At 60.8% G+C, this 25,346-nt stretch carries 23 protein-coding genes; 7 read left to right on the top strand and 16 right to left on the bottom strand.

The window, feature by feature from the left end:
- Positions 1-10: 10 nt before the first annotated feature.
- From gcvH to LOY70_RS23365, 3 genes are all read right to left on the bottom strand, one after another.
- Entirely contained in the window at positions 11-394 is a 384-nt protein-coding gene (gcvH, locus tag LOY70_RS23375; RefSeq protein WP_025215201.1) for a glycine cleavage system protein GcvH, read from the bottom strand.
- Positions 395-823: 429 nt separating this feature from the next.
- Positions 824-2,332 carry a sigma-54-dependent transcriptional regulator gene (locus LOY70_RS23370; RefSeq protein WP_265029470.1) on the bottom strand — a complete coding sequence of 503 codons (1,509 nt, stop codon included), beginning with the start codon at positions 2,330-2,332 and terminating at the stop codon, positions 824-826.
- Between the two features lie 144 nt (positions 2,333-2,476).
- On the bottom strand, positions 2,477-3,382 hold the full coding sequence (locus tag LOY70_RS23365) for a LysR family transcriptional regulator (RefSeq protein ID WP_265029469.1): 906 nt from the start codon (positions 3,380-3,382) through the stop codon (positions 2,477-2,479).
- Positions 3,383-3,494: 112 nt separating this feature from the next.
- On the opposite strand from LOY70_RS23365, the gene LOY70_RS23360 reads away from it, so the two are divergent.
- Positions 3,495-4,373, top strand: coding sequence for an MBL fold metallo-hydrolase (locus LOY70_RS23360; protein WP_265029468.1), 879 nt, complete (start codon positions 3,495-3,497; stop codon positions 4,371-4,373).
- 67 nt (positions 4,374-4,440) lie between these two features.
- Positions 4,441-5,055: an NAD(P)-dependent oxidoreductase gene (locus tag LOY70_RS23355; protein ID WP_123346512.1), complete on the top strand. Its 615-nt coding sequence runs from the start codon at positions 4,441-4,443 to the stop codon at positions 5,053-5,055.
- An 89-nt stretch (positions 5,056-5,144) separates the two neighbouring features.
- Here the strand turns inward: LOY70_RS23355 and LOY70_RS23350 are convergent, their stop codons facing one another.
- The 10 genes from LOY70_RS23350 to LOY70_RS23305 form a co-directional block, all read right to left on the bottom strand.
- The gene (locus LOY70_RS23350; protein WP_265029467.1) at positions 5,145-6,473 is read right to left on the bottom strand and encodes a sigma-54-dependent transcriptional regulator; all 1,329 of its coding nucleotides are present in this window, start codon (positions 6,471-6,473) and stop codon (positions 5,145-5,147) included.
- Positions 6,470-8,374, bottom strand: coding sequence for a sensor histidine kinase (locus tag LOY70_RS23345; RefSeq protein WP_265029466.1), 1,905 nt, complete (start codon positions 8,372-8,374; stop codon positions 6,470-6,472). Before LOY70_RS23345 ends, LOY70_RS23350 begins: the two co-directional genes overlap by 4 nt.
- A gap of 160 nt (positions 8,375-8,534) precedes the next feature.
- Positions 8,535-9,269, bottom strand: coding sequence for an amino acid ABC transporter ATP-binding protein (locus tag LOY70_RS23340; RefSeq protein ID WP_025215194.1), 735 nt, complete (start codon positions 9,267-9,269; stop codon positions 8,535-8,537).
- Complete coding sequence (locus tag LOY70_RS23335) at positions 9,266-9,937, bottom strand: amino acid ABC transporter permease (RefSeq protein ID WP_265038163.1); 672 nt, start codon at positions 9,935-9,937, stop codon at positions 9,266-9,268. The genes LOY70_RS23340 and LOY70_RS23335 overlap by 4 nt, the downstream gene beginning before the upstream one ends.
- The gene (locus tag LOY70_RS23330) at positions 9,937-10,683 is read right to left on the bottom strand and encodes an amino acid ABC transporter permease (protein ID WP_123346501.1); all 747 of its coding nucleotides are present in this window, start codon (positions 10,681-10,683) and stop codon (positions 9,937-9,939) included. Before LOY70_RS23330 ends, LOY70_RS23335 begins: the two co-directional genes overlap by 1 nt.
- Positions 10,684-10,873: 190 nt before the next feature.
- Complete coding sequence (locus tag LOY70_RS23325; protein WP_072408724.1) at positions 10,874-11,788, bottom strand: glutamate/aspartate ABC transporter substrate-binding protein; 915 nt, start codon at positions 11,786-11,788, stop codon at positions 10,874-10,876.
- A 444-nt stretch (positions 11,789-12,232) separates the two neighbouring features.
- Entirely contained in the window at positions 12,233-13,771 is a 1,539-nt protein-coding gene (gene glpD / locus LOY70_RS23320; protein WP_265029465.1) for a glycerol-3-phosphate dehydrogenase, read from the bottom strand.
- Positions 13,772-14,098: 327 nt separating this feature from the next.
- Positions 14,099-14,854, bottom strand: coding sequence for a DeoR/GlpR family transcriptional regulator (locus tag LOY70_RS23315; RefSeq protein WP_265029464.1), 756 nt, complete (start codon positions 14,852-14,854; stop codon positions 14,099-14,101).
- 85 nt (positions 14,855-14,939) lie between these two features.
- Entirely contained in the window at positions 14,940-16,445 is a 1,506-nt protein-coding gene (glpK, locus tag LOY70_RS23310; protein WP_025215189.1) for a glycerol kinase GlpK, read from the bottom strand.
- 75 nt (positions 16,446-16,520) lie between these two features.
- Entirely contained in the window at positions 16,521-17,372 is an 852-nt protein-coding gene (locus tag LOY70_RS23305) for an MIP/aquaporin family protein (RefSeq protein ID WP_265029463.1), read from the bottom strand.
- 322 nt (positions 17,373-17,694) lie between these two features.
- On the opposite strand from LOY70_RS23305, the gene ybaK reads away from it, so the two are divergent.
- Both ybaK and LOY70_RS23295 read left to right on the top strand, forming a co-directional pair.
- On the top strand, positions 17,695-18,165 hold the full coding sequence (gene ybaK, locus LOY70_RS23300; RefSeq protein WP_092201538.1) for a Cys-tRNA(Pro) deacylase: 471 nt from the start codon (positions 17,695-17,697) through the stop codon (positions 18,163-18,165).
- A 187-nt stretch (positions 18,166-18,352) separates the two neighbouring features.
- Complete coding sequence (locus tag LOY70_RS23295; RefSeq protein ID WP_265029462.1) at positions 18,353-19,135, top strand: PhzF family phenazine biosynthesis protein; 783 nt, start codon at positions 18,353-18,355, stop codon at positions 19,133-19,135.
- A gap of 67 nt (positions 19,136-19,202) precedes the next feature.
- Here LOY70_RS23295 and LOY70_RS23290 read toward each other — a convergent pair whose 3' ends face one another.
- Both LOY70_RS23290 and argF read right to left on the bottom strand, forming a co-directional pair.
- Positions 19,203-20,312, bottom strand: coding sequence for an ABC transporter ATP-binding protein (locus LOY70_RS23290; protein ID WP_265029461.1), 1,110 nt, complete (start codon positions 20,310-20,312; stop codon positions 19,203-19,205).
- Entirely contained in the window at positions 20,309-21,229 is a 921-nt protein-coding gene (argF, locus tag LOY70_RS23285) for an ornithine carbamoyltransferase (RefSeq protein ID WP_265029460.1), read from the bottom strand. The genes LOY70_RS23290 and argF overlap by 4 nt, the downstream gene beginning before the upstream one ends.
- Before the next feature lie 401 nt (positions 21,230-21,630).
- Between argF and LOY70_RS23280 the strand changes: the two genes are divergently transcribed.
- The 3 genes from LOY70_RS23280 (at position 21,631) to grxD (ending at position 24,600) form a co-directional block, all read left to right on the top strand.
- The gene (locus LOY70_RS23280) at positions 21,631-21,918 is read left to right on the top strand and encodes a hypothetical protein (protein ID WP_123346483.1); all 288 of its coding nucleotides are present in this window, start codon (positions 21,631-21,633) and stop codon (positions 21,916-21,918) included.
- 131 nt (positions 21,919-22,049) lie between these two features.
- Positions 22,050-24,158: a molybdopterin oxidoreductase family protein gene (locus LOY70_RS23275; protein WP_265029459.1), complete on the top strand. Its 2,109-nt coding sequence runs from the start codon at positions 22,050-22,052 to the stop codon at positions 24,156-24,158.
- 100 nt (positions 24,159-24,258) lie between these two features.
- On the top strand, positions 24,259-24,600 hold the full coding sequence (gene grxD, locus LOY70_RS23270) for a Grx4 family monothiol glutaredoxin (RefSeq protein WP_123346479.1): 342 nt from the start codon (positions 24,259-24,261) through the stop codon (positions 24,598-24,600).
- A gap of 223 nt (positions 24,601-24,823) precedes the next feature.
- On the opposite strand, the gene bfr is transcribed toward grxD, so the two are convergent.
- A complete protein-coding gene (gene bfr / locus LOY70_RS23265) occupies positions 24,824-25,297 on the bottom strand; it encodes a bacterioferritin (RefSeq protein ID WP_003178701.1) in 474 nt (157 codons plus the stop codon).
- Between the last annotated feature and the right edge of the window lie 49 nt (positions 25,298-25,346).

Here is a 25,346-nt window from a genome sequence, read left to right as displayed (position 1 = left end):
GTGGCGCTCCTCAGGCTTCGGCGTTGGCTTTGATCAGACGGTCGTACGCATCCTGATCCAACAGCTTAGCCACTGCGTCGGCATCGGTCGGTTTAAAGCGGAAGAACCAGCCTTCGCCCAGCGGATCTTCGTTCACCAGTTCCGGATTGCTTTCCAGGGCCGGGTTGGTTTCGAGCACTTCACCGTCCAGTGGCATGTAGACACCGCTGGCGGCTTTCACCGATTCCACGGTGGAGGCTTCGGCGCCCTTGTCGTAGCTTTGCAGTTCCGGTAACTGAACGTAGACCACATCGCCCAAGGCATTCTGGGCAAACGCGGTGATGCCGACTGTAACGGTGCCGTCGGCTTCGGTGCGCAGCCATTCGTGATCTTCAGTGAAACGCAACTCGCTCATGGAAACTCCTGGGGCCAGATTCGTCTGGTGGACGCGAAGAAAGGCGCGAGGCTTGGCTCGGCCGAATGGCTATACCCATAGCAAGAATACGGCCAATGTTTGTAAGTGTTTATAAATCAATGACTTGATTGATTTTTTCAACGCTCGATTCAATTCGACTGTAGCGAAATCGCTACAGTCGTAAGCCTGGAAAAAATCGTTGTGGGATCAAAGCCTTGTACAGTGCCGGTTAGCGGTAAGTGTATCGATATCGTTCCGCTGTAGCGCTTTCAGTACAGGTGGAGGTCGTTTTTGACGCGATTTTGACCACGGCGCAGAACCCCCCTGTGGGAGCGGGCTTGCTCGCGAAGACGGTGTGCCAGCTAATTAGATGTTGACTGACACACTGCTTTCGCGAGCAAGCCCGCTCCCACAGGGGACCGAGCAAGGCTATGGTTTGTTGGAAATCCCATACTTGCGCAACCGATGGGCAATCGCGGTGTGGGAGGTTTGCAGGCGGCTGGCGAGCTGGCGGGTGGAGGGGTAGTTGACGTAGAGGCTTTCGAGCAGGTGCTTCTCGAAGGTTTCCACGGCCTGCTCCAGGCTTTCGACGTCCACATCGCCTTGACGCGCGACGGAGGTGCCGGCGATGTCCAGGTCGCCGATGTCCACCAGGCTGCTTTCGCAGATGGCGGCGGCGCGGAAGATCACGTTTTGCAATTGCCGCACGTTGCCCGGCCAGCGATTTCCCAGCAGTGCCGGATAAGTGCCGGGGGCCAGGCGGCAGACCGGGCGCTGGATCTGCGCGCAGGCCTGCTGCATGAAGTAGCGCGCCAGCAGCAGAATGTCCTGGCCGCGCTCGCGCAGGGGCGGGACTTCGACGTTGAGTACGTTCAGGCGGTAGAACAAGTCTTCGCGGAACGAGCCTTCGCTGACCATTTTCTCCAGGTTGCGGTGGGTGGCGCTGAGGATCCGCACGTTGACCTTGATTTCCCGGTCGCCGCCGACCCGGCGAAAGCTGCCATCGTTCAAAAAGCGCAGCAGCTTGGCTTGCAGATACGGCGACATCTCGCCGATTTCATCGAGAAACACCGTGCCCTGGTTCGCCAGTTCCATGAGCCCTGGCTTGCCGCCCCGTTGCGCGCCAGTGAAGGCGCCGGGGGCGTAGCCGAACAGTTCGCTTTCAGCCAGGTTCTCCGGCAAGGCGGCGCAGTTCAGGGCCAGGAACGGTGCGCTGTGACGGGCACTGATGGCGTGACAGGCCCGGGCCACCAACTCCTTGCCGGTGCCGGTTTCGCCTTGGATCAGCAGCGGTGCATCCAGGGTCGCGACCCGCTGGGCCCGGGCCTTGAGGGTGCGGATCGCCGGGGATTCGCCCAGCAGTGCGTCGAAGCCTTCGGCGTGATCGTGGTGCAGCGCCGACAGGCGTTCGCCGATGCGGTTCGGTTGGTAGAGCGTCAGCAGGGCGCCGGCATCGGTGATGGGCGTGGCGTCCAGCAGCAAGGTCTGGCCGTTGAGGGTGATTTCCCGCAGCGGCAGGCGGAAACCATTTTCCAGCAGCGCGTCCAACAGCGCTTCGTCACCGAACAGCTCGGCGACGCTTTCCCCGGCCGGTTCACGACCGTACAAGGCGATCAGCGCCGGGTTGGCCAGCAACACCTTGCCGGCGCTGTCCAGGGCCAGCACCGGGTCGGTCATGGCCGCCAGCAGCGCATCGAGCTGCAAGTGCCGACGCTGGCCCGGCAGGATGTCCACCACGGTCACCGCCTGCACGCCCCGCACGCTGAACAGCGCTTCGCGCAACTCGTCCAGCACTTGAGGGCTTAGGGTCGGCGCGTCGATGTAGACGTTGGGGGGCACCATCTCCACCGCATCCAGATTGAGATTGCGCCCACCGAGCAACGCCAGGACTTCCTGGGTAATGCCGACGCGGTCGATGAAGCTGACGTGGATACGCATGGGGCGGTTTTGGGTTCTGGAGTGCGGAGGGTGGCAAGTATGCCTTGGGGCGGGCTATTGGTGAAATCCTGGTGCAGCAGCGAGTCCCTTGTGGGAGCGAGCAAGCTCGCTCCCACAGGGGGACAGTGGTGAGGCGAGTATTTTCTACAACCCCACATCCCACTCCGGCGTCTCGGGAAATTTCTGTACCAGGAAATCCAGCAGACTGCGCAGCGCCGAGGGCATGTGCTTGCGTGAGGCGTACACCGCGTACATGTTCATCCGGCGCGGTTCGGCATGGGCCAGCAGGCGGATCAATTCGCCGCGCTTGATGTGGGCGCCGGCCTGGTAGCTGGGCAGCATCGCCACGCCTGCGCCGGCGATCGTGGCTTGAAGCAATGTGCTGGCTTCGTTGGCGCTGATAGTGCCCTGCACCGGCACCGAGACTTGTTCGCCGTCCTGCTCGAAGTGCCACAGGCTCTTGCCGACGTAGGAGTGGGTCAGGCAGTTGTGCCGACTCAAATCCTCGACCCGCTGCGGAGTCGGGTGTTCGCGCAGGTAACCGGGCGAGGCGCAGATCACCGAGCGGCAGACCGTGAGGCGCCGGGCGATCAGGTTCGGGTCCAGGTCGTTGCTCATGCGGATCGCCAGGTCGATGCGCTCGTCCACCAGATTCACGGTGCGATCGAGCATTTGCAGGTCGACGCTCACCCCGGGGTATCGCTTGACGTAGTCGGCCATGGCGCTTGCCAGTTGGGCCTGGCCGAATGAGGTGCTGGCACTGATGCGCAGCAGGCCGCGTGGCGCGTCATCCGGCGTGCTGACCGCCGCTTGCATGTCGCCGGACAGCTCCAGCATCTGCCGGCAGCGCGGCAGGATCTCGGAGCCTGCGGCCGTCAGGCTCAGTTTGCGCGTGGTGCGGTGCATCAACCGGGCGCCGACCCAGTCTTCCAGCTCCGCCAGATACCGCGACACCACGGGGCGCGACAGGTCCAGGTGCTCAGCCGTGGCCGACTGGCTGCCCAGGTCCACCACCGTGACGAAGACCCGCATTGCTTGTAGACGATCCATGATTTGCCCGATTTCAGAAACAAACTATGTTGGATCATCGCATTTTTTGAAATGAACCAGGTGACTAAGCTCCATCTCATTCCCTTTCGGGCTTTTGGACAACGGAGCACCCATGACCGCATTCACCCCATTCAAGCGCCTGTTGCTGGCGACCGCATCGATGGCGTTCGCCGCCCACACCTGGGCCGCGGACCTGACGCTGGACGTCTACAACCCGGGTACGGCGGCGATTTTTCCGGTGACCTCGGTACTGGTCAGCGGCGAGAAGGAGGCGATCCTGGTAGACGCCCAGTTCGGCAAGTCCCAGGCCGCACAGGTGGTGGAAAAAATCCGCGCCAGCGGCAAACAACTGACCACGATTTACATCAGCCACGGCGATCCAGACTACTATTTTGGTCTGGAAACCCTGACGGCCGCGTTCCCTGAGGCCAAGGTCCTGGCGTCCGCGCCGACGGTCGAGCACATCAAGCACACCATGGACGGCAAGCTGAAATATTGGGGGCCGATCCTGAAGACCGACGCACCGGCCAAAGCCATCGTGCCCCAGGTCCTCAAGGGCGACAGCCTGACCCTGGAAGGCCAGCGCTTGCAGGTTATCGGCCTCGATGGCCCGCAGCCGGACCGCAGTTTCGTGTGGATTCCGTCGATCAAGGCGGTGGTCGGCGGTGTGGTGGTGGCCGAGAACATTCACGTCTGGATGGCCGATACCCAGACACCGCAGTCCCACAAGGATTGGCTGGGGACGCTGGCGGGTATTGAAAAGCTGCAACCGAACACCGTGATTCCGGGCCATTACCTGGGCGAAAGCGCCCGGTCCCTGGCCCCGGTGAAATTCACCGCCGATTACATCAAGGCCTTCGACGAGGAAACCGCCCGGGCCAAGGATTCCACCGCGCTGGTTGCCGCCATGAAAAAGCGCTACCCGAACCTGGGCGAAGACAGTTCCCTGGCGCTCAGTGCCAAGGTGGCCAAGGGCGAGATGAAGTGGTGAACCACACACTGGCATCCTGGCCACAAAAGCATGCTGCTCAAACATCGCTAATCACTGGAGAACATCTATGAGCAAGATCGCAATCATCGGCGCCACCGGCCGGGCCGGCAGCCAATTGTTGGAAGAAGCCCTGCGTCGTGGGCACAGCGTGACGGCCATTGCCCGCAACACGGCAAAAATCGGCGAAAGGGCCGGGGTGGTCAGCCAGCAACTGGATGTATTGGACAGCGAGGCGTTGACCGCCGCCATCACCGGGCATGACGTAGTGATCAGTGCTGCTCACTTTGCCACCGTGCCGGCCGACAAGGTCATCGCGCCGGTGAAAGCCGCCGGGGTCAAGCGCTTGCTGGTGGTGGGCGGGGCCGGTTCGTTGCTGCTCCCGGACAGCACCCGTGTGATCGACAGCGAGGGCTTTCCCGAGGAATACCTCGCCGAAGCCAGCGCCGGTGCATTGTTCCTGGATGTGCTGCGCAAGGAACAGGACCTGGACTGGACCTTCCTCTCGCCCTCGGCGGAGTTCGTCGAAACCGAGCGCACCGGCCAGTTCCGCCTTGGCAAGAATCATCTGCTGTTCGACGATGCCGGGCGCAGCTGGATCAGCTTTGCCGATTACGCCATTGCGATGATCGATGAAGTGGAAACGCCGCAGTTTTCGCGCACGCGGTTCACCGTCGGGTACTGACCCGCCCGCACCGTGCAGGAGCCGCGACGGCTCCTGCCGGGCTGGTTCAGCCGTGAGCCACGTCACCCCAGCGCAAGCTCGCGCGCCGATTAATGGCTCAGGCCATATTTCTTGACCTTGTCGAACAGCGTGGTCTTGGCCATCCCCAGCTCCTGGCTGGCCTGGGTCAGGTTGCCACCGCTGCGTTGCAGGGCATCCACCAGCAGGTTGCGCTCGAAGGCCTCCACCGCTTCGGCGAAGGCCAGGCCCTGGCCGCCGCTGCTGGCGCCAGACCGCTTGAAAGCCGGTAGGCCCAGGGCATAGCGCTCGGCGACGTTGCGCAGTTCGCGCACGTTGCCCGGCCAGTCGTGGCTCATCAGGTTCGACAGGGTCTGGTTGTCCAGCTCCGGCACCGTGCGGTCGAAGCGCAGGGACGATTGCTGGAGGAAGTGCTCGAACAGCTGCAGGATGTCTTCGCGGCGTTCGCGCAGCGGCGGCAGTTCCAGGGTCACCACGTTGAGGCGGTAATACAAGTCGCTGCGGAACTGCCCGGCCCGGCCCATTTCGTCCAGGTCGTATTTGGTGGCGGCGATCACCCGGCAGTCCACGGCCACGCTCTGGTTCGAGCCCAGGCGTTCGAGGGTGCGTTCCTGCAACACGCGCAGCAACTTGATCTGCAAGGGCAGGGGCATGCTTTCCACTTCATCGAGGAACAGCGTGCCGCCATCGGCGTGCTCGATCTTGCCGATCCGGCGTTTGCCGGCGCCGGTAAAGGCATTGGCCTCGTGGCCGAAAATCTCGCTTTCGAACAAGTTTTCCGGCAGGCCGCCGCAGTTCAGCGCGACGAACTGTTTGTCGTGGCGTCGGCTGAAGTCATGCAGGCAGCGGGCGACCAATTCCTTGCCGGTCCCGGTTTCGCCTTCGATCAGCACGTTGGCCGAGGTGTCGGCGACGTTGGCGATCAGCGCGCGCAGGTGCTGCATGGCCGGCGAGCGACCAATGATCCGGCCTTCCAGGGAATCGCGTTCGGCCAGTTGCCGACGCAGCGAGAAAACCTCACGGGCCAGGCTGCGCTGTTCCAGGGCGCGGCGGGCGACCTCCACCAGGCGTTCGGGGGAGAACGGTTTCTCCATGAAGTCGTAGGCGCCTTTTTGCATGGCGCCGACGGCCATGGAGATGTCGCCATGTCCGGTGATCAACACCACCGGCAGGCTGCGGTCCCGTGCCTTGAGGCGGGTCAGCAGTTCCAGGCCATCGATGCCCGGCAGGCGAATGTCGCTGATGACGATGCCGGCAAAGTTATCGTCGACGCGCTCCAGGGCCTCTTCGGCGCTGCCCACGCCGATGCAGGGAATGTCTTCCAGGGTCAGGGCCTGCTGGCAGCCCAGCAGGACGTGGGGGTCGTCTTCGACGATCAGTACGCTCAGGTCGTGGTTCATAGCGGCTCGGCAGGTGAAAGGCTTACCAACGGTAAACTGAGGACAAACGTGGTTCCACCGCCCTCGACCGGGTGCTCGACGCCCAGGTATCCGCCCGTGGCGGCGGCCAGGCTGGCGGAGAGCGTCAGGCCCAGGCCCAGGCCCTGTTCGCCGGGTTTGGTGGTGAAGAAGGGTTCGAACAGATGCTTGCGTGTTTCCGGATCAATGCCATGGCCGTTATCCCGTACGCGCAGGCGATATTTGCCGTCGCCCGCCTGGCCTTCGAGCCACAGCTGCGGCTCGGGTTGGCTCTGCATGGCGTCCAGGGCGTTGCCGATCAGGTTCACCAGGATCTGCTCCAGGCGCGTCTGGTCGATGTGCACCTGGACGTCGTCGAAATTGGCATGGATCTGGATCTTCAGGCTTTCAAGGCGAGTGCCCAGCAGTTGCAGCGCGGCCTCGACGCCCTTGCCGAGGCTGGCTTGGCCCTGGTCGTCCCCGCGTCGGGCAAAGGAGCGCAGGCTGGCGGTGATCCGCCCCATGCGGTCGATCAATTCGTTGATGGTCTTGAGGTTGGTGCTGGCGATATCCAGCTGGCCGCGCTCCAGGAAGCGCACGGTGTTGCCGGACAAGGTGCGCAGCGCCGCCAGCGGCTGGTTGAGTTCATGGGCGATGCTGGTGGACATCTGGCCGATGGCTGCCAGTTTACCGGCCTGGACCAGTTCGTCCTGGGCCCGGCGCAAGGTCTCTTCGGCCTGCCGTCGTTCGCGGATCTGGCCCTTGAGCCGTTCGTTGCTGGCGCGCAGGTCGGTGGTGCGTTCGGTAATCCGACGCTCGAGCTGATTGTTGGCTTGCTGCAAGGCTTCGCGGGCGGCGAGGCGGGTGGCAATGACCTTGCGCCGCTCATTCCAGGCGATCAGCAGGAACGCCACCAGGGCAAAGGCCACGGCCACCAGGATGCCTTGGTTGATCGCTTGGCGGCGCAGGTCTTCAAGTGGGGTCAGCAGGGTGAAATTCCACGGCGTGTCGCTCAACGGCCGGGTTTGTGACAAGTAGCTGATGGCGCGTTCGTCGGACGCCAGCTCGGTGTTGGCCGGAAAGGTCAGCTTCTCCATGCCTTCGGCCAGCCGTTCCCGCGCCAGGGGCACCAGTTCATTGAGCGGGAACCAATAATACTGCAGGCTGCGAGCCAGGCGTTCCTTGGTTTCGTCGCTCAGGGGGCGCACGGACTTGAGCCGTCGCGCCGGGTCGCTGGACAAAATGATGATGCCGTTCTCATCGCTGACGAAAGCCTCCAGGCGCGCGCGCTGCCAGCGTTCTTCCATGGCTTCGAGGCGCACCTTGACCACGGCGACACCGATGATCTTGCCCTGTTGTTCCAGGCCATGGGCCAGGTAGTAGCCGGGTTCGCCGTTGGTGCTGCCGATGCCGTAGAAGCGCCCCGGCTGGCCACGTACGGCGTTCTGGAAGTAGGCGCGGAAGGACAGGTCTTCGCCCAGGTAACTGTCGACGTCGCGCCAGTTGCTGGTGGCCATGACCCGGCCTGTGGTGTCCATGACGTAGATGGCCCGGCTACGGCTGCGCCGGTTCAGGCCTTCGAGGTATTCGTTGACGGTCTTGCGATGCTCGGGCGTGGGGTCGTCGAGCAATTGCGAGACGCTGGATTCAAGTTCCAGCAGGCTGGGTAGGTAGGTGTACTTGCTGATCTCGCTCTCGACCGCGCGGGCATGCAGCTCCAACTGACGCTCGCCGTTTTCGGCGAGGCCGCGAACGCCGTAGTGCTCACTGATCCAGAAGCCGAGATAACCCAGGCCGATCATCAGCGCAATGACCAGCGGCGGCAGGAACAGATGGCGGATCAGACGGGGCTTCACGGCAAGTGATGGCGGCGCGGCGCGATAGAGGGTGGGGTCGCATTTCATCACAGAAGCCTTGGGTCAACCACAACACAAATCTACAAGCCAACTCCTATCCCCTGTGGGAGCGGGCTTGCTCGCGAAAGCGGTGTGTCAGCGACATTGATGTTGAATGTGCTGCCCTATTCGCGAGCAAGCCCGCTCCCACAGAGGAGAACGGTGTTGTTTAGTGCTGCAGGATTTTCTCAAGGAAATGCTGCGCACGTTCGGAGCGGGCGCTGATGTCGCCGAAGAACTCTTCCTTCTTGCAGTCTTCGATGATCTGGCCCTGGTCCATGAAGATCACCCGGTTCGCCACTTTGCGGGCGAAGCCCATTTCGTGGGTCACGCACATCATGGTCATGCCTTCGTGGGCCAATTGCACCATCACGTCGAGCACTTCGTTGACCATTTCCGGGTCAAGGGCCGAGGTCGGTTCGTCGAACAGCATCACCACCGGGTCCATCGCCAGGGCTCGGGCAATCGCCACGCGCTGCTGCTGGCCGCCGGAGAGTTGGCCCGGGTGCTTGTGGGCATGGGCCGAGAGGCCGACCCGCTCAAGCAGTTGCAGGCCTTTCTTGGTGGCTTCTTCCTTGCTGCGGCCCAGCACCTTGATCTGCGCGATGGTCAGGTTTTCGGTGATGGTCAGGTGCGGGAACAGTTCGAAATGCTGGAACACCATGCCCACCCGCGAGCGCAGTTTCGGCAGGTTGGTCTTCGGGTCGGCGATGGACGTGCCATCGACGATCACGTCGCCTTTCTGGAACGGCTCCAGGGCGTTCACGCACTTGATCAGCGTGGACTTGCCCGAACCGGACGGGCCGCACACCACCACGACTTCACCCTTGCTGACCTCGGTGCTGCAATTGGTCAGTACCTGGAAGTCCCCATACCACTTGTTGATATTCTTGATAGAGATCATACGGCGAACCTTTTTTGCAGACGCTTGACCAGCAGCGAGGCGGCAAAGCTGATTGTGAAGTACACGAGACCTGCGATGATCAGGAACTCATTGGAGCGGCCGATGATGTCGCCATTGGCCCGCGAAGCATTGAGGAAGTCCACCAGGCCGACGGTGTAGACCAGCGAGGTGTCCTGAAACAGGATGATGCTCTGTTGCAGCAGCAGCGGAGTCATCTTGCGAAACGCCTGGGGCAGGATGATCAGGCGCATGGTCTGGCCATAATTCATGCCCAGTGCCTGGGCGGCACCCATCTGGCCCTTGGCGATCGACTGTACGCCGGCCCGCACGATTTCGCAGAAGTACGCCGCCTCGAACATCATGAACGCCACGACGCAAGAGCCGAACGCGCCGATGGGGGTGTCTTCGCCGGTGATCCAGCGCAGCACGAACGGCACCGCCAGGTAGAACCAGGTGATGACCAGCAGCAGCGGGATCGAGCGGAAATAGTTGACGTAGGCCCCGGCGATGTTGGAGACCAGCTTGTTATGGGACAGGCGCATCAGCGCCAGGATCGTCCCCAGGATGACCCCGCCGACAACGCCGAGCACCATCAGCTTGAGGGTCATCAGCATGCCGTTCCACAAACCGGGAATGGCCGGGATGATGCCAGTGAAATCGAATTCCATCATTTACCCCCCACGGAGATCAGGCCGGGCACCGCGACTTTCTTCTCGACCATGCGCATCAGCAACATCAGGCTCATGTTCAGGGTGAAGTAGATCAGCGTCGCCAGGGTGAAGGCTTCGAACAGATTGGCGGAGAACTCGGCGGTCTGCTTGGTCTGCGCGAGCAGCTCCATCAGGCCGATCAGCGAGGCCACGGAGGAGTTCTTGAAGACGTTGAGGAATTCCGAGGTAAGCGGCGGAATAATGATCCGGTAAGCCTGGGGCAGCAGCACGTTCCAGTAGATCTGCGGCAGCTTGAAACCCATGGCGCGGGCGGCGGATTCCTGGCCGCGTGGCAGCGCCTGGATACCGGTGCGTACCTGTTCGCAGACCCGGGCGGCGGTGAACAGGCCCAGGCACACGACGACGCTAAGATAAGCAGAGGTGGTCGGGTTCAGGTCCTGTTTGTACCATTCCTGCAAATCTGGAGGCAGTAGATCGGGCACCAGGAAGTACCAGATGAACAGCTGAACCAACAGCGGTACGTTACGGAAGAGTTCCACGTAGCACGTGGCGATACCCGACACCAGCCGGTTCGGCACGGTGCGCATCACACCCAGAATCGAGCCCAGCAGCAGGGCGATGATCCAGGCCACGACGGCGATGGCGATGGTCCAGCCCAGGCCGGCCAGGTACCAGTCGAGATAGATCTCGCTGCCCACGCCGGTGGACTTGAAGAACACGCCCCAGTCCCAGTTGTAATTCATTAGGGTCTCCCCTCAGATCGTTCGATATACAAATGCCCGCCTGGGGAAGCTCCGTTCCCGCCCGACTTGAGGGTCAGGCACACACGATCGGCTCGACTGCCACCGGTTCGAGTGTTTCCAAATTTGCCAGCAGGGAGTGACCATCCCCTGAAAGGGCCGGGCCCCTTCAGGAGATAAGGTTAGTCAGAAATCAGGATTTCTTGTCGTCAGCCGCTTTGTCGGTCGGTTTGGCGATCAGTGCCTTGAGTTCTTCGCTCATCGGGAAGTTCAGGTTCAGGCCCTTCGGCGGGATGGGTTGCATGAACCATTTTTCGTAGATCTTGTTGATCTCGCCCGACGCGTAGGTGGCCTTGATGGCGTCATCCACAGCCTTTTTGAACGGCTCGTCGCCCTTGCGCATCATGCAGCCATAGATTTCGTAGGACTGTGGGGTACCGGTCACGGCCCAGTCGTCGGCTTTCTTGGCCTTGGCAGCTTCACCAGCCAGCAGGGCGTCGTCCATCATGAAGGCAACCGCGCGGCCGCCTTCGAGCATCTGGAAGGATTCGCCGTGGTCTTTGGCGGAGATGACGTTCATGCCCATTTGCTTGTCGGCGTTCATGGACTTGAGGAGGCGCTCGGACGTGGTACCGGCGGTGGTCACGACGTTCTTGCCCTTGAGGTCGTCGAAGTCCTTGTATTTGGAATCTTTCTTGGTCAGCAGCCGGGTGCCGATCTCGAAGATGCCAACGGAGAAGTCAACCTGCTGCTGACGCTCGACGTTGTTGGTGGTGGAGCCGCATTCCAGGTCCACGGTGCCGTTCTGCACCAGCGGAATACGGGTTTGCGAGGTGACCAGGTTGTACTTGACCTGCAGGTTTGGCAGGTCCAGGTCTTTTTTGATCGCTTCAACGACTTTCAACTGGATGTCGTGGGAGTAGCCGACCGGTTTGCCGGAAGCGTCTGCAATATAGGAAAACGGAATGGAAGCGTCGCGATGCCCAAGCGTGATAACGCCGGACTCTTTGATTTTTTTCAGCGTGCCGGTCAGTTCGGCTGCGAAAACCGGAGTGCTGATCAGAGCGGCAGCAATGGCTGCGCCCAGGAGATGGGGAACGATGCGCATCGATATTTCCTCGACATTGTTTTTCTTATTTAGCCGGTTCGTCGGCCCTTGAGTGCTTCAAATGCCTGCAGCTCCTGTTGTGTTGGCGTACAGGCATTCGTCTCCAGGAGTGTAGAGCATGACTCGTGCCAGGCCAGGGGCTTCTGGTTAATTCATTGTTTTTAAAGGAAATTAATGTTTTATTTCAGGTTTTTCGCGGTCTGGGCATCCGGTTAGCCGAATTGACTGGCGGGTCGCGTTCGGAAAACCGAATGCCTTGAACCTGCCCCGAGCTATTGTGGGAGCGAGCTTGCTCGCGATAGCGGTGTGTCAGTCCCCGCAGATGTTGAATGTGCTGGCCTCATCGCGAGCAAGCTCGCTCCCACAGGGACTTCGGTGGATGCCAGATAGCAAAAAGCCCCTGGATCCGCGGGATCCAGGGGCTTTGGCCAAGCAGGCGTTCGATCAGGCCGCTTCGATCTTGCGCCGGTTGTGCTCAACCTTGTTCAGGTATTGCTGCAGCTTCTCCTGTTCCGCGGGGGTAGTGAACAGGCCCAGCTTGCTGCGGCGCCACAGGATGTCCTGGGCATCGACGGCCCACTCGTCGCTGCACAGGTAGTCGACTTCCCGAGTGTACAGGCCAGCACCGATGTGTTCGCCCAGGTCGCCGAGGTTGTGCACGCCTTCAAGCATGCGCCAGGTGCGGCTGCCGTAGGTGGTGGCCCAGCGGCGGGCGATGTCGGTGGGCAACCAGTCGAACTTGTCACGCAACGCCGAGCACAGCGCTTGCGGGGTGGTCATGTTTTCGCCGCCGGGGAGGGCTTCTATAGCGGTCCAGCTTCCGCGCATCTGTGTGAAGTAGGGAGCCAATTGCGCCATGGCCGATTCGGCCAATTTGCGATAGGTGGTCAGCTTGCCGCCGAACACCGACAGCAAGGGCGCTTCTTCGCCACCACCGGAAAGCGCCAGGGTGTAGTCCCGGGTGACGGCCGACGGGTTGTCGGATTCGTCGTTGCACAGCGGACGCACACCGGAATAGCTGTGCAGGATGTCCGCGCGGCTGATCTGCTTCTTGAAGTGCGCGTTGACCACCTTCAGCAGGTAATCGGTTTCACCTTCGGTAATCGCTACCTTGGCCGGGTCACCGGTGTATTCCCGATCGGTTGTGCCGATCAAGGTGAACTGGTTCAGGTACGGAATAGTGAACACGATGCGCTGGTCTTCATTCTGAAGAATGTGCGCGTGCTCGCCTTCGTAGAGTTTCGGCACGATCAGGTGGCTGCCCTGGATCAGGCGGATGCCGTAAGGCGACTCCATCTTCAGGTCATCGCGAATGAACTTGGCGACCCACGGGCCCGCGGCGTTCACCAGCGCTTTGGCGCGGATCGAAAACAGGCTGCCGTCGGCACGTTCCAGGTGCAAATGCCACAAGCCTTTGCTACGGCGGGCGTTCACGCAGCGCGTACGGGTATGGACGTGAGCGCCTTTTTCCCGGGCCGCCATGGCGTTGAGCACTACCAGTCGTGCGTCATCGACCCAGCAGTCGGAGTATTCGAAGCCTTTGGTGATCTCGCTTTTCAGCGCGCTGTCGGCACCGAACTTCAAACTTTTGGAGCCAGCGAGCTGCTCACGCTTGCCCAAGTGATCGTAGAGGAACAGACCAGCGCGAATCATCCAGGCCGGACGCAGGTGCGGGCGGTGGGGCAACACGAAGCGCATTTGCTTGACGATGTGCGGGGCCTTGGTCAGCAGCACTTCACGCTCGGCCAGCGCTTCGCGCACCAGGCGGAATTCGTAATGTTCGAGGTAGCGCAGGCCGCCGTGGATCAGTTTGCTGCTGGCCGAAGACGTATGGCTGGCCAAGTCGTCCTTTTCGCAAAGGAACACCGAAAGGCCGCGACCGGCAGCGTCCGCGGCAATCCCGACGCCATTGATACCGCCGCCAATGACGGCGACGTCATAGATCTCGGCAAGAGGGGGCGTAGGCAAGGTAGAAGTGGGCATCGGCTGGCCTCGGGCTCTTTTCGTAATATTTGAATTCGAACATAAATGTTCATTTGCGAAAATACTAGCCCATAAACACGGCAACAGCCAGCTGACTTCGATTGAAAATACTGATCAAAGGAAGCTGAAAGGAAAATTTTCGAACACGAAGACGGCTTGAGGCAGACAGGAAGGCCATTTGTGGCGAGGGGATTTATCCCCGCTGGGTTGCGAAGCGACCCCAGACTCTGACGACTCGGTGTATCAGGCAAATTGAGTGACAGTATTGAGGGGGGCTGCGCACCCCAGCGGGGATAAATCCCCTCGCCACAGGGAACTGGGATGCAGTCAGACCACTTCCAGCCGAATCTTGTGCTGGCTCAGTAGCTGCGCCAGGGCCGGCACCGGTTGCTGGTCGGTCACCAGGCAATCGATCAGGCTGATGGGGCCCAGGCGAACCATGGCATTGCGCCCGAATTTGCTGGAGTCCGCCGCCAGCAGCACTTGCCGGGCGTTGGCGATGATCGCCTGGGAGACGCGCACTTCCTGGTAGTCGAAATCCAGCAGGCTGCCGTCCTCATCGATACCGCTGATGCCCACCAGGGCGAAGTCAACCTTGAACTGGTTGATGAAATCGACGCTCGCCTGGCCCACCACACCGCCGTCACGGCGCACGTTGCCGCCAGCGATCAGCACTTCGAAGTCGTCCTTGGCGCTGAGGATCGACGCCACGTGCAGGTTATTGGTGATGACCTTGAGATGGTTGTGATTGAGCAGCGCCCGGGCGATGGATTCGGTGGTGGTGCCGATGTTGATGAACAGCGAGGCGTGATCGGGGATCTGTGCGGCGATGGCTTCGGCGATGCGTTGCTTTTCGTCGCGCATTTGATCGGCGCGCATGGCGTAGGCGGTGTTTTCCACGCTTGAATCGTAGGCGGCGCCGCCATGGTAGCGGCGCAGCAGGTTCACTTCCGCCAGTTGATTGATATCTCGGCGGATGGTTTGCGGGGTGACGACGAACAACTGCGCCATTTCCTCGATGCTGACATAGCCGCGTTCGTGGACCAGCTCGAGGATTTGCTGCTGACGGGGAGGCAGATTCATGGGGCTTCCTTTGGGCTGCCATACAAAATTTGCCCATGATGCCGCAGGAATCCACTCCCGACCAGTTTCAGACCTTTATGGTGTTTTATTCAGCGTCTTCGTGGGGTTCCCAATCGCGGGTGCGACTGACCGCTTTTTTCCAGCCGGCGTAGAGTTTTTCCTTCGCCTGTTCGTCCAGTTGCGGTTCGAATTCGCGCTCGATCACCGCTTTGCCGCGCAGTTCTTCCAGGCTGCCCCAGAAGCCGCACGCCAGGCCGGCCAGGTATGCCGCACCCAGGGCCGTGGTTTCACGCATTTTCGGCCGCTCGACCTGGGTACCGAGGATGTCGGCCTGGAACTGCATCAGGAAGTTGTTCGCCACCGCGCCGCCGTCGACGCGCAGCGACTTGAGCCGTTCCCCCGAATCCTGCTGCATGGCGTCGAGTACATCGCGGGTCTGGTAGGCAATCGACTCCAGCGCCGCGCGAATGATGTGATCGACACGAACGCCCCGGGTCAGGCCAAACAACGCGCCACGGGCGTAGGGGTCCCAGTACGGCGCGCCGAGGCCGGTGAAGGCGGGCACCAGGTAGACACCGTTGCTGTCCTTGACCTTGTTGGCGAAGTATTCGGTATCCAATGCGTCGTTGATGATTTTCAGTTCATCGCGCAACCACTGCACCGTGGAGCCGCCATTGAACACCGCGCCTTCCAGGGCGTAGGCCACTTCGCCGCGCGGGCCGCAGGCGATGGTGGTGAGCATGCCGTGATTGGATTTGACGGCCTTGTCGCCGGTGTTCATCAGCAGGAAGCAGCCGGTGCCGTAGGTGTTCTTCGCTTGGCCTGGCTCTACGCACATCTGACCGAAAAGGGCCGCCTGCTGGTCGCCGGCAATGCCGCCGATGGCGATGCCGCTTTTGGTCCGGCCATAGATTTCCGACGAAGATTTCACTTCCGGCAACATTTCCCGGGGGATGTCGAGAATGTCGAGCATCTTCGCGTCCCACTCCAGCGAGTGGATGTTGAAGAGCATGGTGCGCGAGGCGTTGGTGTAGTCGGTGACGTGGACCTTGCCGCCGGTAAATTTCCAGATCAGCCAGCTGTCGACGGTGCCGAACAGCAGTTCACCGTTGCGGGCTCGTTCGCGGCTGCCTTCGACGTTATCCAGGATCCACTTGAGCTTGGTGCCGGAGAAATACGGGTCGGTGACCAGGCCGGTGGTTGCGCTGATGTACTGCTCGTGGCCGTCGCGCTTGAGCTGCTGGCAGATCTCAGTGCTGCGCCGGCATTGCCAGACGATAGCGTTGTAGATCGGCCGGCCGGTGGTCTTGTCCCAGACCACGGTGGTTTCACGCTGGTTGGTAATGCCGATGGCAGCGACTTGATCATGGTGCAGGCCGGCTTGGGCCAGGGCTTCGACCATCACGGCGCTCTGGGTAGCGAAGATTTCCATCGGGTCGTGTTCGACCCAGCCAGCCTGGGGATAATGTTGGGCGAATTCGCGTTGGGCAGTGCAGACCACGTTGGCGTCACGGTCGAAAATGATCGCGCGCGAGCTGGTCGTACCCTGGTCGAGGGCAATGATGTAGTTCTTGTTCTGGATGTCGGTCATGTCGATTGCCTTGGGACGTAATAAAGGGGGGAGACCATGGCGCATGCTCAAGGGGCGGAGCATGCGCCCACTGTTTCAGGACGTTCTGGGCTTGCCGTCAATGGAAGGTGTTGCATCCTTTGTAACCGTTATGGCACTGGGTAGATGGCGGGCAATCAACCCGCGATAGGCCGCAGCGCCGAGGCAGGCACCCACAATGGGTGCAAAAATCGGAACCAGGAAGTACGGAATGTCGCGTCCACCCGTGAGGGAAATTTCACCCCACCCTGCAAAGAAAGTCATCAGTTTAGGTCCGAAGTCCCGTGCCGGGTTCATCGCGAAGCCTGTCAGTGGACCCATTGAGCTGCCGATCACCGCAATCAGCAGGCCAATCAGCAACGGCGCCAATGGGCCACGGGGCAGGCCGTTGTTGTCATCGGTCAGGGACATGATGACCCCCATCAGGATGGCGGTGATGATCACCTCCACGAGGAACGCCTGGCCGGTGGACAGTGCGGCGTGGGGATAGGTGGAGAACACCGACGCCAGTTCGAGGCTGGCTTCAGTGCCACGGATCATGTGGCGGGACTGTTCGAAATCGAAGAATAGGTTGCTATACAGCGTATAGACCAGCAGTGCGCCGCAGAACGCGCCGGCCACCTGGGAAAGCATATAGAAAGGCAGTTTGCGTTTTTCGAAGTCGGCGAACAGGCACAGGGCGATGCTGACGGCTGGGTTGAGATGGGCGCCGGAAATCCCCGCGCTCAGATAGATCGCCATGCTGACACCGATGCCCCAGATGATGCTGATTTCCCATAAACCGAAACTCGCACCCGCGACCTTGAGCGCTGCAACGCAACCGGTACCGAAAAAGATCAACAGGGCCGTGCCCAGGAATTCGGCCAGGCATTGGCTGGAAAGGGAGGGCTGTTGTAAAGCAGTTGTCATTCAAACCTCGGTTTCTTGTTGTTTTGCGGCGCGTTCGAAAAAGCTCGATCGCGCTGTTTCCACCGCGGCAGGATCCTCGTCCTGAATTCGGGTTGCTGCTTGAGACAGGTGATATGGCTTTCAGTTTCGAAAAAATATAGACAAGAAACGCTGGTGTCAAAGGTCGAAAGTGAACCGTCGGTCACATTTCAACTATTCGTGGTGTGAATGGCTCTTTCATCGGCAGTGCTTTACCGCTATCGCCAAGCGCGCCCGAAGCCTTTTGCCTGGCGATGGCTTAGAATCCAGGCCACCCTTTTCGATTTCCCTCTCAGGAGCGGTCATGACACCGGCGTTGGATCTGCTTAAGAAAGTGCGTGCCGAACATCGCATCCATAGTTACGAACACGATCCCAAGGCCGCTTCCTATGGGCTGGAAGCGGCCGAAAAGCTCGGTCTGGATCCGGCGCAGGTATTCAAGACACTGCTGGCGGCCAGCGAAAAAGGCGAGTTGTTGGTGGCGGTGGTGCCCGTGGCGGGGAGCCTGGATTTGAAAGGCCTGGCCCACGCCGCTGGTGTGAAGAAGGTCGAGATGGCCGACCCGGCCGCCGCGCAGCGTTCGACCGGTTATTTGCTCGGCGGTATCAGCCCGCTGGGGCAGAAGAAGCGTTTGCGCACGTTTATCGACAATTCCGCACAGCCACTCGCCAGCATGTTCGTCAGTGCGGGGCGGCGTGGGTTGGAAGTCGAGTTGGCGCCTTCGGTATTGAAGGAGCACACCGGGGCGGTGTTTGCTGATATCGGGCGTGCTTGACAGAGCCGGGTGACGGCTTCGCAGCCAAGCGGGAGCAAGCGCCTCGCCACACCGATGCAGGGCTTGAGCTTTAGTGGTTATCCCATCTTTCACCCAGAGCTGTCGGGTGAAAATTCAGTGGATCTGTCACTGGAAAATCAGTGTCCTGGCGCCTCATGCTCGCACATCAATAAAAAGGAGAAGTGCCATGCAGCTCGCGTTTCATCAAGTCGATGCGTTCAGTGACCGACCGTTTGGCGGTAATCCAGCCATGGTCTATCGGCTCGACGCCTGGCTGGCCGATGACTTGATGCAAAGGATCGCCGCCGAACACAACCTGGCTGAAACCGCCTTTCTGGTGCGCGAAGGCCAGTATTGGCATATCCGCTGGTTCACTCCCACCACTGAAGTACCGTTATGTGGGCATGCCACGTTGGCCAGTGCCTATGTACTGTTCGAGGTCTACCACGAAACCGCCGAGCGCCTGGATTTCACTTGCCGATCCGGTCCTTTGAGCGTCAGTCGCGAAGGCGGTCGGTTGTGGTTGGACTTTCCCACCGTGGAACCTAGTGAGTTGGGTGCGTCCCTGGCCGTGCAGAGTGCCCTGGGGGTCGAGGCGGTGGACGTACTGAGTTCGAACGTATTGTTCGTGGTGCTGGAGTCGGAGCAGGCGGTGCTCGATTGCAAACCCGACATGGCGGCCCTGGCGAAACTGCCGTGGCAGGGCGCTATCGTGACCGCGCCGGGGAGCAAGCATGATTTTGTCTCGCGCTATTTTGCCCCGGCGATTGGCATCAACGAAGACCCGGTGACTGGCTCGACCCATTGCAGCCTGATTCCGTACTGGTCCAAGCGCTTGGGTAAACACGGGCTGACGGCTTATCAGTGCTCGGCCAGGGGCGGGGCGCTGTTCTGTCGCTTGGAAGGTGAGCGGGTGAAGATCGGCGGGGATGCGACGTTGGTGGCCAGTGGGACGTTGATGCTGGGCTGACACCATTCCCTGTGCATTGTATGCACTGTGGTGAGGGGATAAATCCCCTCACCACAGTATCCAAGCGCTAGCTGGCGGTGCTGTAGCGCCGCACGCCGCTTTCCACCGGCGGTAGGTGCGCCGCCGTGCTGCCCGAGGCCTGGAACAGCACAAGATGTTCAGCCGCTACCCGAATGCCGACCTGGGCTCCGATCTGATGGTCGGCATGGCTTGGGAAGATCGATTCCAGTTGCGCACCCGTCGGCAGTTGCAGGCGATACAAGGTCGAGGCGCCCAGGAACGTCTTGCCGACGATGTGGGCGGTGAGCGGACTGTCCGGCGCATAGACGATATCGTCCGGTCGCAACAACACATCCACCGCGCCGCCGATCGGCCAGGTGTAGGCTCGATTGCCCCGCAGGATGCCCAGCTCGGTCTGCACCGATTCCGGGCTGTCCAGTTGGCCACGAATGAAGTAACCCTGGCCAATGAAGCTGGCGACGAAGGGTGTCAGCGGTTCGTGATAGAGGTTGTAGGGCGTATCCCACTGTTCCAGGCGACCTTCCTTGAACACACCGACATGATCACTCACGGCGAAGGCTTCTTCCTGATCGTGGGTGACCAGGATCGCGCTGGTGCCGCGGGCCTTGAGAATATCCCGCACCTCATGGCTGAGTTTGCGTCGCAGCTCGCCGTCGAGGTTGGAGAACGGCTCATCGAGCAACAGTAATTGCGGCTCGGGTGCCAGTGCACGGGCCAGTGCCACGCGCTGTTGCTGGCCACCGGACAGTTCATGGGGAAAGCGCTTGCCCAGGTTTTTCAGATTGACCAGGTCCAGCAGCTCTTCGACGACGCGATCCTTATGGGGATGCTTGCGGATGCCGAAGGCAATGTTCTCGGCCACGCTCAGGTGGGGGAACAGCGCATAGTCCTGGAACACCATGCCGATGCGGCGTTTTTCCGGGGCGAGGGTGAAGCCTGGGCGGGAGATGGTTTCCCCGGCCAATTGAATCTCACCCTCGTGCACCGGCTCGAAGCCGGCGATGGCGCGCAACGTCGTGGTCTTGCCGCACCCGGACGAACCGAGCAGGCAGCCGATATCGCCGGCATTGAGGTGCAGGTTGAGGTTCTGGACGACTCGCTGGTTTTGGTAACCGCAGGCCAGGTTGTGCAGATTCAGTAGCAGCGGATGGCTCATGCGTGGTGGTACGCCGGCTCGACCAGAAACTCGAGCAGGGCCTTTTGCGCATGCAGGCGATTTTCTGCCTGGTCCCATGCCACCGAACGTGGGTCGTCCAGCAAGTCGAAGCTGATTTCCTCGCCACGATGGGCTGGCAGGCAGTGCATGAACAGCACATCGGCATCCGCCAGGTCGAGCAGGGCCCGATTGACCTGGAACGGCGCGAACAGCTTGAGGCGCTTGGCGGTTTCTTCTTCCTGGCCCATGGAGGTCCAGACGTCGGTGCTCACCAGGTGTGCTCCGGTCATGGCCTGTTTCGGATCGCGCACGATGGTCACCCGGTCCCCGGCCCTGGCAACCAGCTCGGCGTTCGGGTCGTAGCCTTCGGGGCAGGCGATGCGCAGTTGGAAGTCGAACTGCATCGAGGCTTCTATGTAGCTGTTGCACATGTTGTTGCCATCGCCGATCCAGGTCACGGTCTTGCCCTGGATCGAGCCACGGTGCTCGAGGAAGGTCTGCATGTCGGCCAGCAGCTGGCAGGGGTGCAGGTCATCGGACAGGCCGTTGATCACCGGTACGCGGGAATGGGCCGCGAACTCGGTCAGGGTGCTGTGGGCGAAGGTACGGATCATCACGGCGTCGAGCATGCTCGACATGACGATGGCGCAATCGCTGATCGGTTCGCCACGGCCCAGCTGGGTGTCGCGCGGCGACAGGAAAATCGCCTGGCCGCCGAGCTGGATCATGCCGGCTTCGAAAGAGATACGGGTGCGGGTCGATGACTTCTCGAAGATCATCCCCAGCACGCGGTTTTTCAAGGGCTCGAACAGTACGCCGCGGTTACGCAGGTCCTTGAGCTCCACGCCTCGACGGATCACGCCGAGCAACTCATCGGACGTGAAATCCATCAGGGAGAGAAAGTGCCTTGCGCTCATGATTGACTACCTTTTGTTACTGACCGCAGATACTCAAAGCCTTGTTTATTCAAAAAACGGGCGAGACCTGCGGCAAAAGCCGCACGGGGCGACGAAATAGGGGAAGGCGCGATCTTATAAGGAAATGTCGCGTCTTACCAATAGGGCTACGGTTTTTGGGGATTTCAGCGCGGTCATCACAGGTCTGTGATGGCATGTATGAAGCCGGTTTCCTGACAGCAGCGCCCCATTTGTACACTGGCGTTGCTCGGCTTGGCAATCAAGCAGGGCGGGCTCGACGTGGTTGAAGGTCGTTTGTGAGCCGATATCCCGGGGCTTCGCCGGTCTGTGGTCGGACGTGAAACATTTCCTATTGCAAGGGGCTGGGTTATAAATGAGCTTCTAGACGCAGGAGCCCCGAAATGGATTCGAAAGAGCGACAATTGATGGAACTACTGGGGCTGACGGCACGTTCCCTGACGCATCTGACCGCATCGGTGACGTCCATGTCATTCGAGTTGTTGCGCAGCGACGACGAGGTGACCAAGGCCGCCGGCCGCCGGATGATCGATCGCATGGCCACTATCAGCAACGGGCTCGACGAGCATTGGCGGCTGATCGGTGAGCTGACGGGCGTGCCCATCGCCCAGGAACAGGTGGAAACCGTCGAAGAAATCCAGCTGTTGGCGCCGCCTTCCGAGCAGCCTTGACGCCACTTCATCGGCGGGCCTGATGCCCGGCAATTCACAGGACGAACGTCGCTGGCAAAGGGGCCGGTCACACGCCATAGTTTTCTTCCCGCGGCCGAAAGCGCCCGCCACGAATAAAACAGAGACTGGCCATGACCAAGACTCTCCACCACCGTGCGTGCCATCTGTGTGAAGCCATCTGCGGCTTGACTCTCGAAACCACCGAAACCGAAGGCCAAGGCCTGGTGATCACCTCGATCAAGGGCGATGCGCTGGACAGTTTCAGCCGCGGGCATATCTGCCCCAAGGCCGTGGCCCTGCAAGATATCCAGAACGATCCGGACCGCCTGCGCCAGCCCATGCAGCGGATTGGCAACGAGTGGCAGCCCATCGCCTGGGACGATGCCTTTGCGCTGGTGGCCGAGCGTCTGGCGGATATCCAGGCGCGCCACGGTCAGAACGCGGTGGCGGTCTACCAAGGCAACCCCAGCGTGCATAACTACGGGCTGATGACCCACAGCAACTATTTCCTGGGCCTGTTGAAAACCCGTAGCCGCTTCTCGGCGACCTCGGTGGATCAACTGCCCCATCACCTGACCAGCCACCTGATGTACGGCCACGGCCTGCTGCTGCCGATTCCGGATATCGACCACACCGACTTCATGCTGATCCTGGGCGGCAACCCACTGGCGTCCAACGGCAGCATCATGACCGTGCCGGACGTGGAGAAACGCCTCAAGGCGATCCAGGCCCGTGGCGGCAAAGTGGTTGTGGTCGATCCGCGTCGCAGCGAAACGGCTGTCATTGCGGACCAACATATCTTTGTGCGCCCCGGTGGCGACGCCGCGCTGCTGTTTGGCTTGCTCAATACACTGTTCGGCGAGGGCCTGACCCGTGACAGCCACTTGCCGGTGGACGGCCTGGAAGAGGTGCGCGAGGCTGTCGCAGCCTTCACGGCGGAAGCAATGAGCCCGCTCTGTGCGGTGCCGGCAACCCAGATCCGTCAATTGGCCCGGGACTTTGCCGCCGCACCGTCTGCCGTTTGCTATGGACGCATGGGCGTCTCGACCCAGGCGTTTGGCACGTTGTGCCATTGGCTGATTCAAGTGATCAACCTGGTGACCGGCAATCTCGACCGGGTGGGCGGGGCGCTGTGCACCGAGCCGGCGGTGGATCTGGTGGCCACCACCTCGGGCGGGCATTTCAACCGCTGGCAAAGCCGAGTGTCCGGGCGTCCCGAGTACGCCGGAGAGTTGCCGGTGTCGGCCCTGGCCGAAGAAATGCTCACCGAGGGCGAGGGCCAGATTCGTGCGTTGGTCACCGTGGCGGGTAACCCGGCGCTGTCTACACCCAACGGCCGACAACTGGAACAGGCGCTGGACGGGCTGGAGTTCATGGTCAGCATCGATTTGTACATCAACGAAACCACGCGCTACGCCGATCTGATCCTGCCCTCGACCTCGGCGCTGGAAAACGACCACTACGACACCACGTTCAACCTGTTCGCGGTGCGCAACGTGACCCGTTTCAACCGGGCGATCCTGCCCAAGCCCGAAGGAGCATTGCACGACTGGGAAATCTTCGTCGGCCTGGCCAAGGCCTTTGCGGCCCGGACTGGCAAGGAGCTCAAGCCGACCATGCCACCGGCACAAATGATCGATTTCGGCCTGCGCAACGGGGCGTACGGCGATGCCTCGCCACACAAATTGTCCCTGGCGACTTTGTTCGATCATCCCCACGGTATCGACCTTGGCGCTCTGAAACCCAACCTGGCCCCGCGCTTGAAAACCGAAAACCAACGGGTACAGGCCGCGCCGGCCGTGATACTCGCCGACCTGCAGCGTTTTGCCGCGTTGCAGGCTCCAGCACCCGATGAGTTGCTGATGATTGGCCGGCGCCATGTGCGCAGCAATAATTCCTGGATGCACAACTTCCATCGGCTGGTGAAGGGCAAGCCGCGTCATCAGTTGCTGATGCACCCGGATGACCTCGCCAGTCGCGGCCTTATCGACGGACAGCGGGTGAAGGTCAGTTCGCGGGTGGGTATGATCGAAGTGGAGGTGCAGGGCAGCCTGGACATGATGAAAGGCGTGGTCAGCTTGCCCCATGGTTGGGGTCATGCCCGGCCGGGTGTGCAGATGAGCATTGCCAGTGGCCAGCCTGGTTCCAGCGCCAATGACCTGACCGATGATTGTCAGCTCGATGAGTTGTCCGGGAATGCGGCGCTCAATGGCGTACCGGTGAAGGTGGCGGCTGCGTGAATTTGTCTCTCGGCCAGAGCGAGCAGCGTGCTTGGCTTTCCGTTACAATGCGCCACCGTGTCGACAAACTAAGTCGCGAAAGTTTAAGCCGAGGTGCTCCATGGATATCATCGAAACGATTAAAGACCAGATTGCCAACAACACCATCCTGCTTTACATGAAAGGCTCGCCGAACGCGCCACAGTGCGGCTTCTCGGCCAAGGCTGCTCAGGCTGTGATGGCGTGTGGCGAGAAGTTTGCCTACGTGGACATCCTGCAGAACCCGGAAATCCGCGCCAACCTGCCAAAATACGCCAACTGGCCGACTTTCCCGCAACTGTGGGTGGCCGGTGAGCTGGTCGGCGGTAGCGACATCATGACCGAGATGGCCGCTGACGGCTCTCTGCAAGCCACGATCAAGAAAGCGGTAGAAGAAGCTGCGGCGAACAAAACTGAAGCCTGATCCATGGGGTTCTTCACCACACAGAGTGTGGTGAGCAGAACCTTGTGGGAGTGAGCTTGCTCGCGATAGCGATGTGTCAGTAGTATTTTCTTTACTTGACCCACCACTATCGCGAGCAAGCTCGCTCCCACAGTGGATTGCGGTATGCCTGAAACACAGGTAATAAAAAGCCCCGCCTCTCGAAAGAGGGCGGGGCTTTTTAGTGGCTTGCTGCCGGGGAAGGTTACTCTTCACCCATCTGCGATTGCAGGTAGTTCTCCAGACCCACCTTGTCGATCAGGCCCAATTGGGTTTCCAGCCAGTCGATGTGTTCTTCTTCGGACTCGAGGATGTCTTCCAGCAGTTCACGGCTGCCAAAGTCGCCAACGGACTCGCAATGGGCGATGGCGGCTTTCAGGTCGGCATGGCCGGTGCGTTCGATACGCAGGTCGCACTCGAGCATTTCCCGGGTGTGCTCGCCGATGTGCAGCTTGCCCAGGTCCTGGACGTTCGGCAGGCCTTCGAGAAACAGGATGCGCTTGATCAGCTTGTCCGCGTGCTTCATCTCATCGATGGATTCGTGGTACTCGTGCTTGCCCAGCTTGTTCAGGCCCCAATCCTCGTACATGCGCGCATGCAGGAAGTATTGGTTGATCGCGACCAGCTCATTGGCAAGGATCTTGTTGAGATGCTGGATGACTGTAATGTCGCCTTTCATGGTGAGGCCTGCCCTGTAATAGCTGTGTATAAGGCAGAGTTTGAGCCGC

Source organism: Pseudomonas sp. B21-054 (genome assembly GCF_026016345.1).
Classification (GTDB): Bacteria; Pseudomonadota; Gammaproteobacteria; order Pseudomonadales; family Pseudomonadaceae; genus Aquipseudomonas.
The sequence above is the reverse complement of the archived record's forward strand: the minus strand, read 5'-3'. Positions and strand labels throughout refer to the sequence as shown.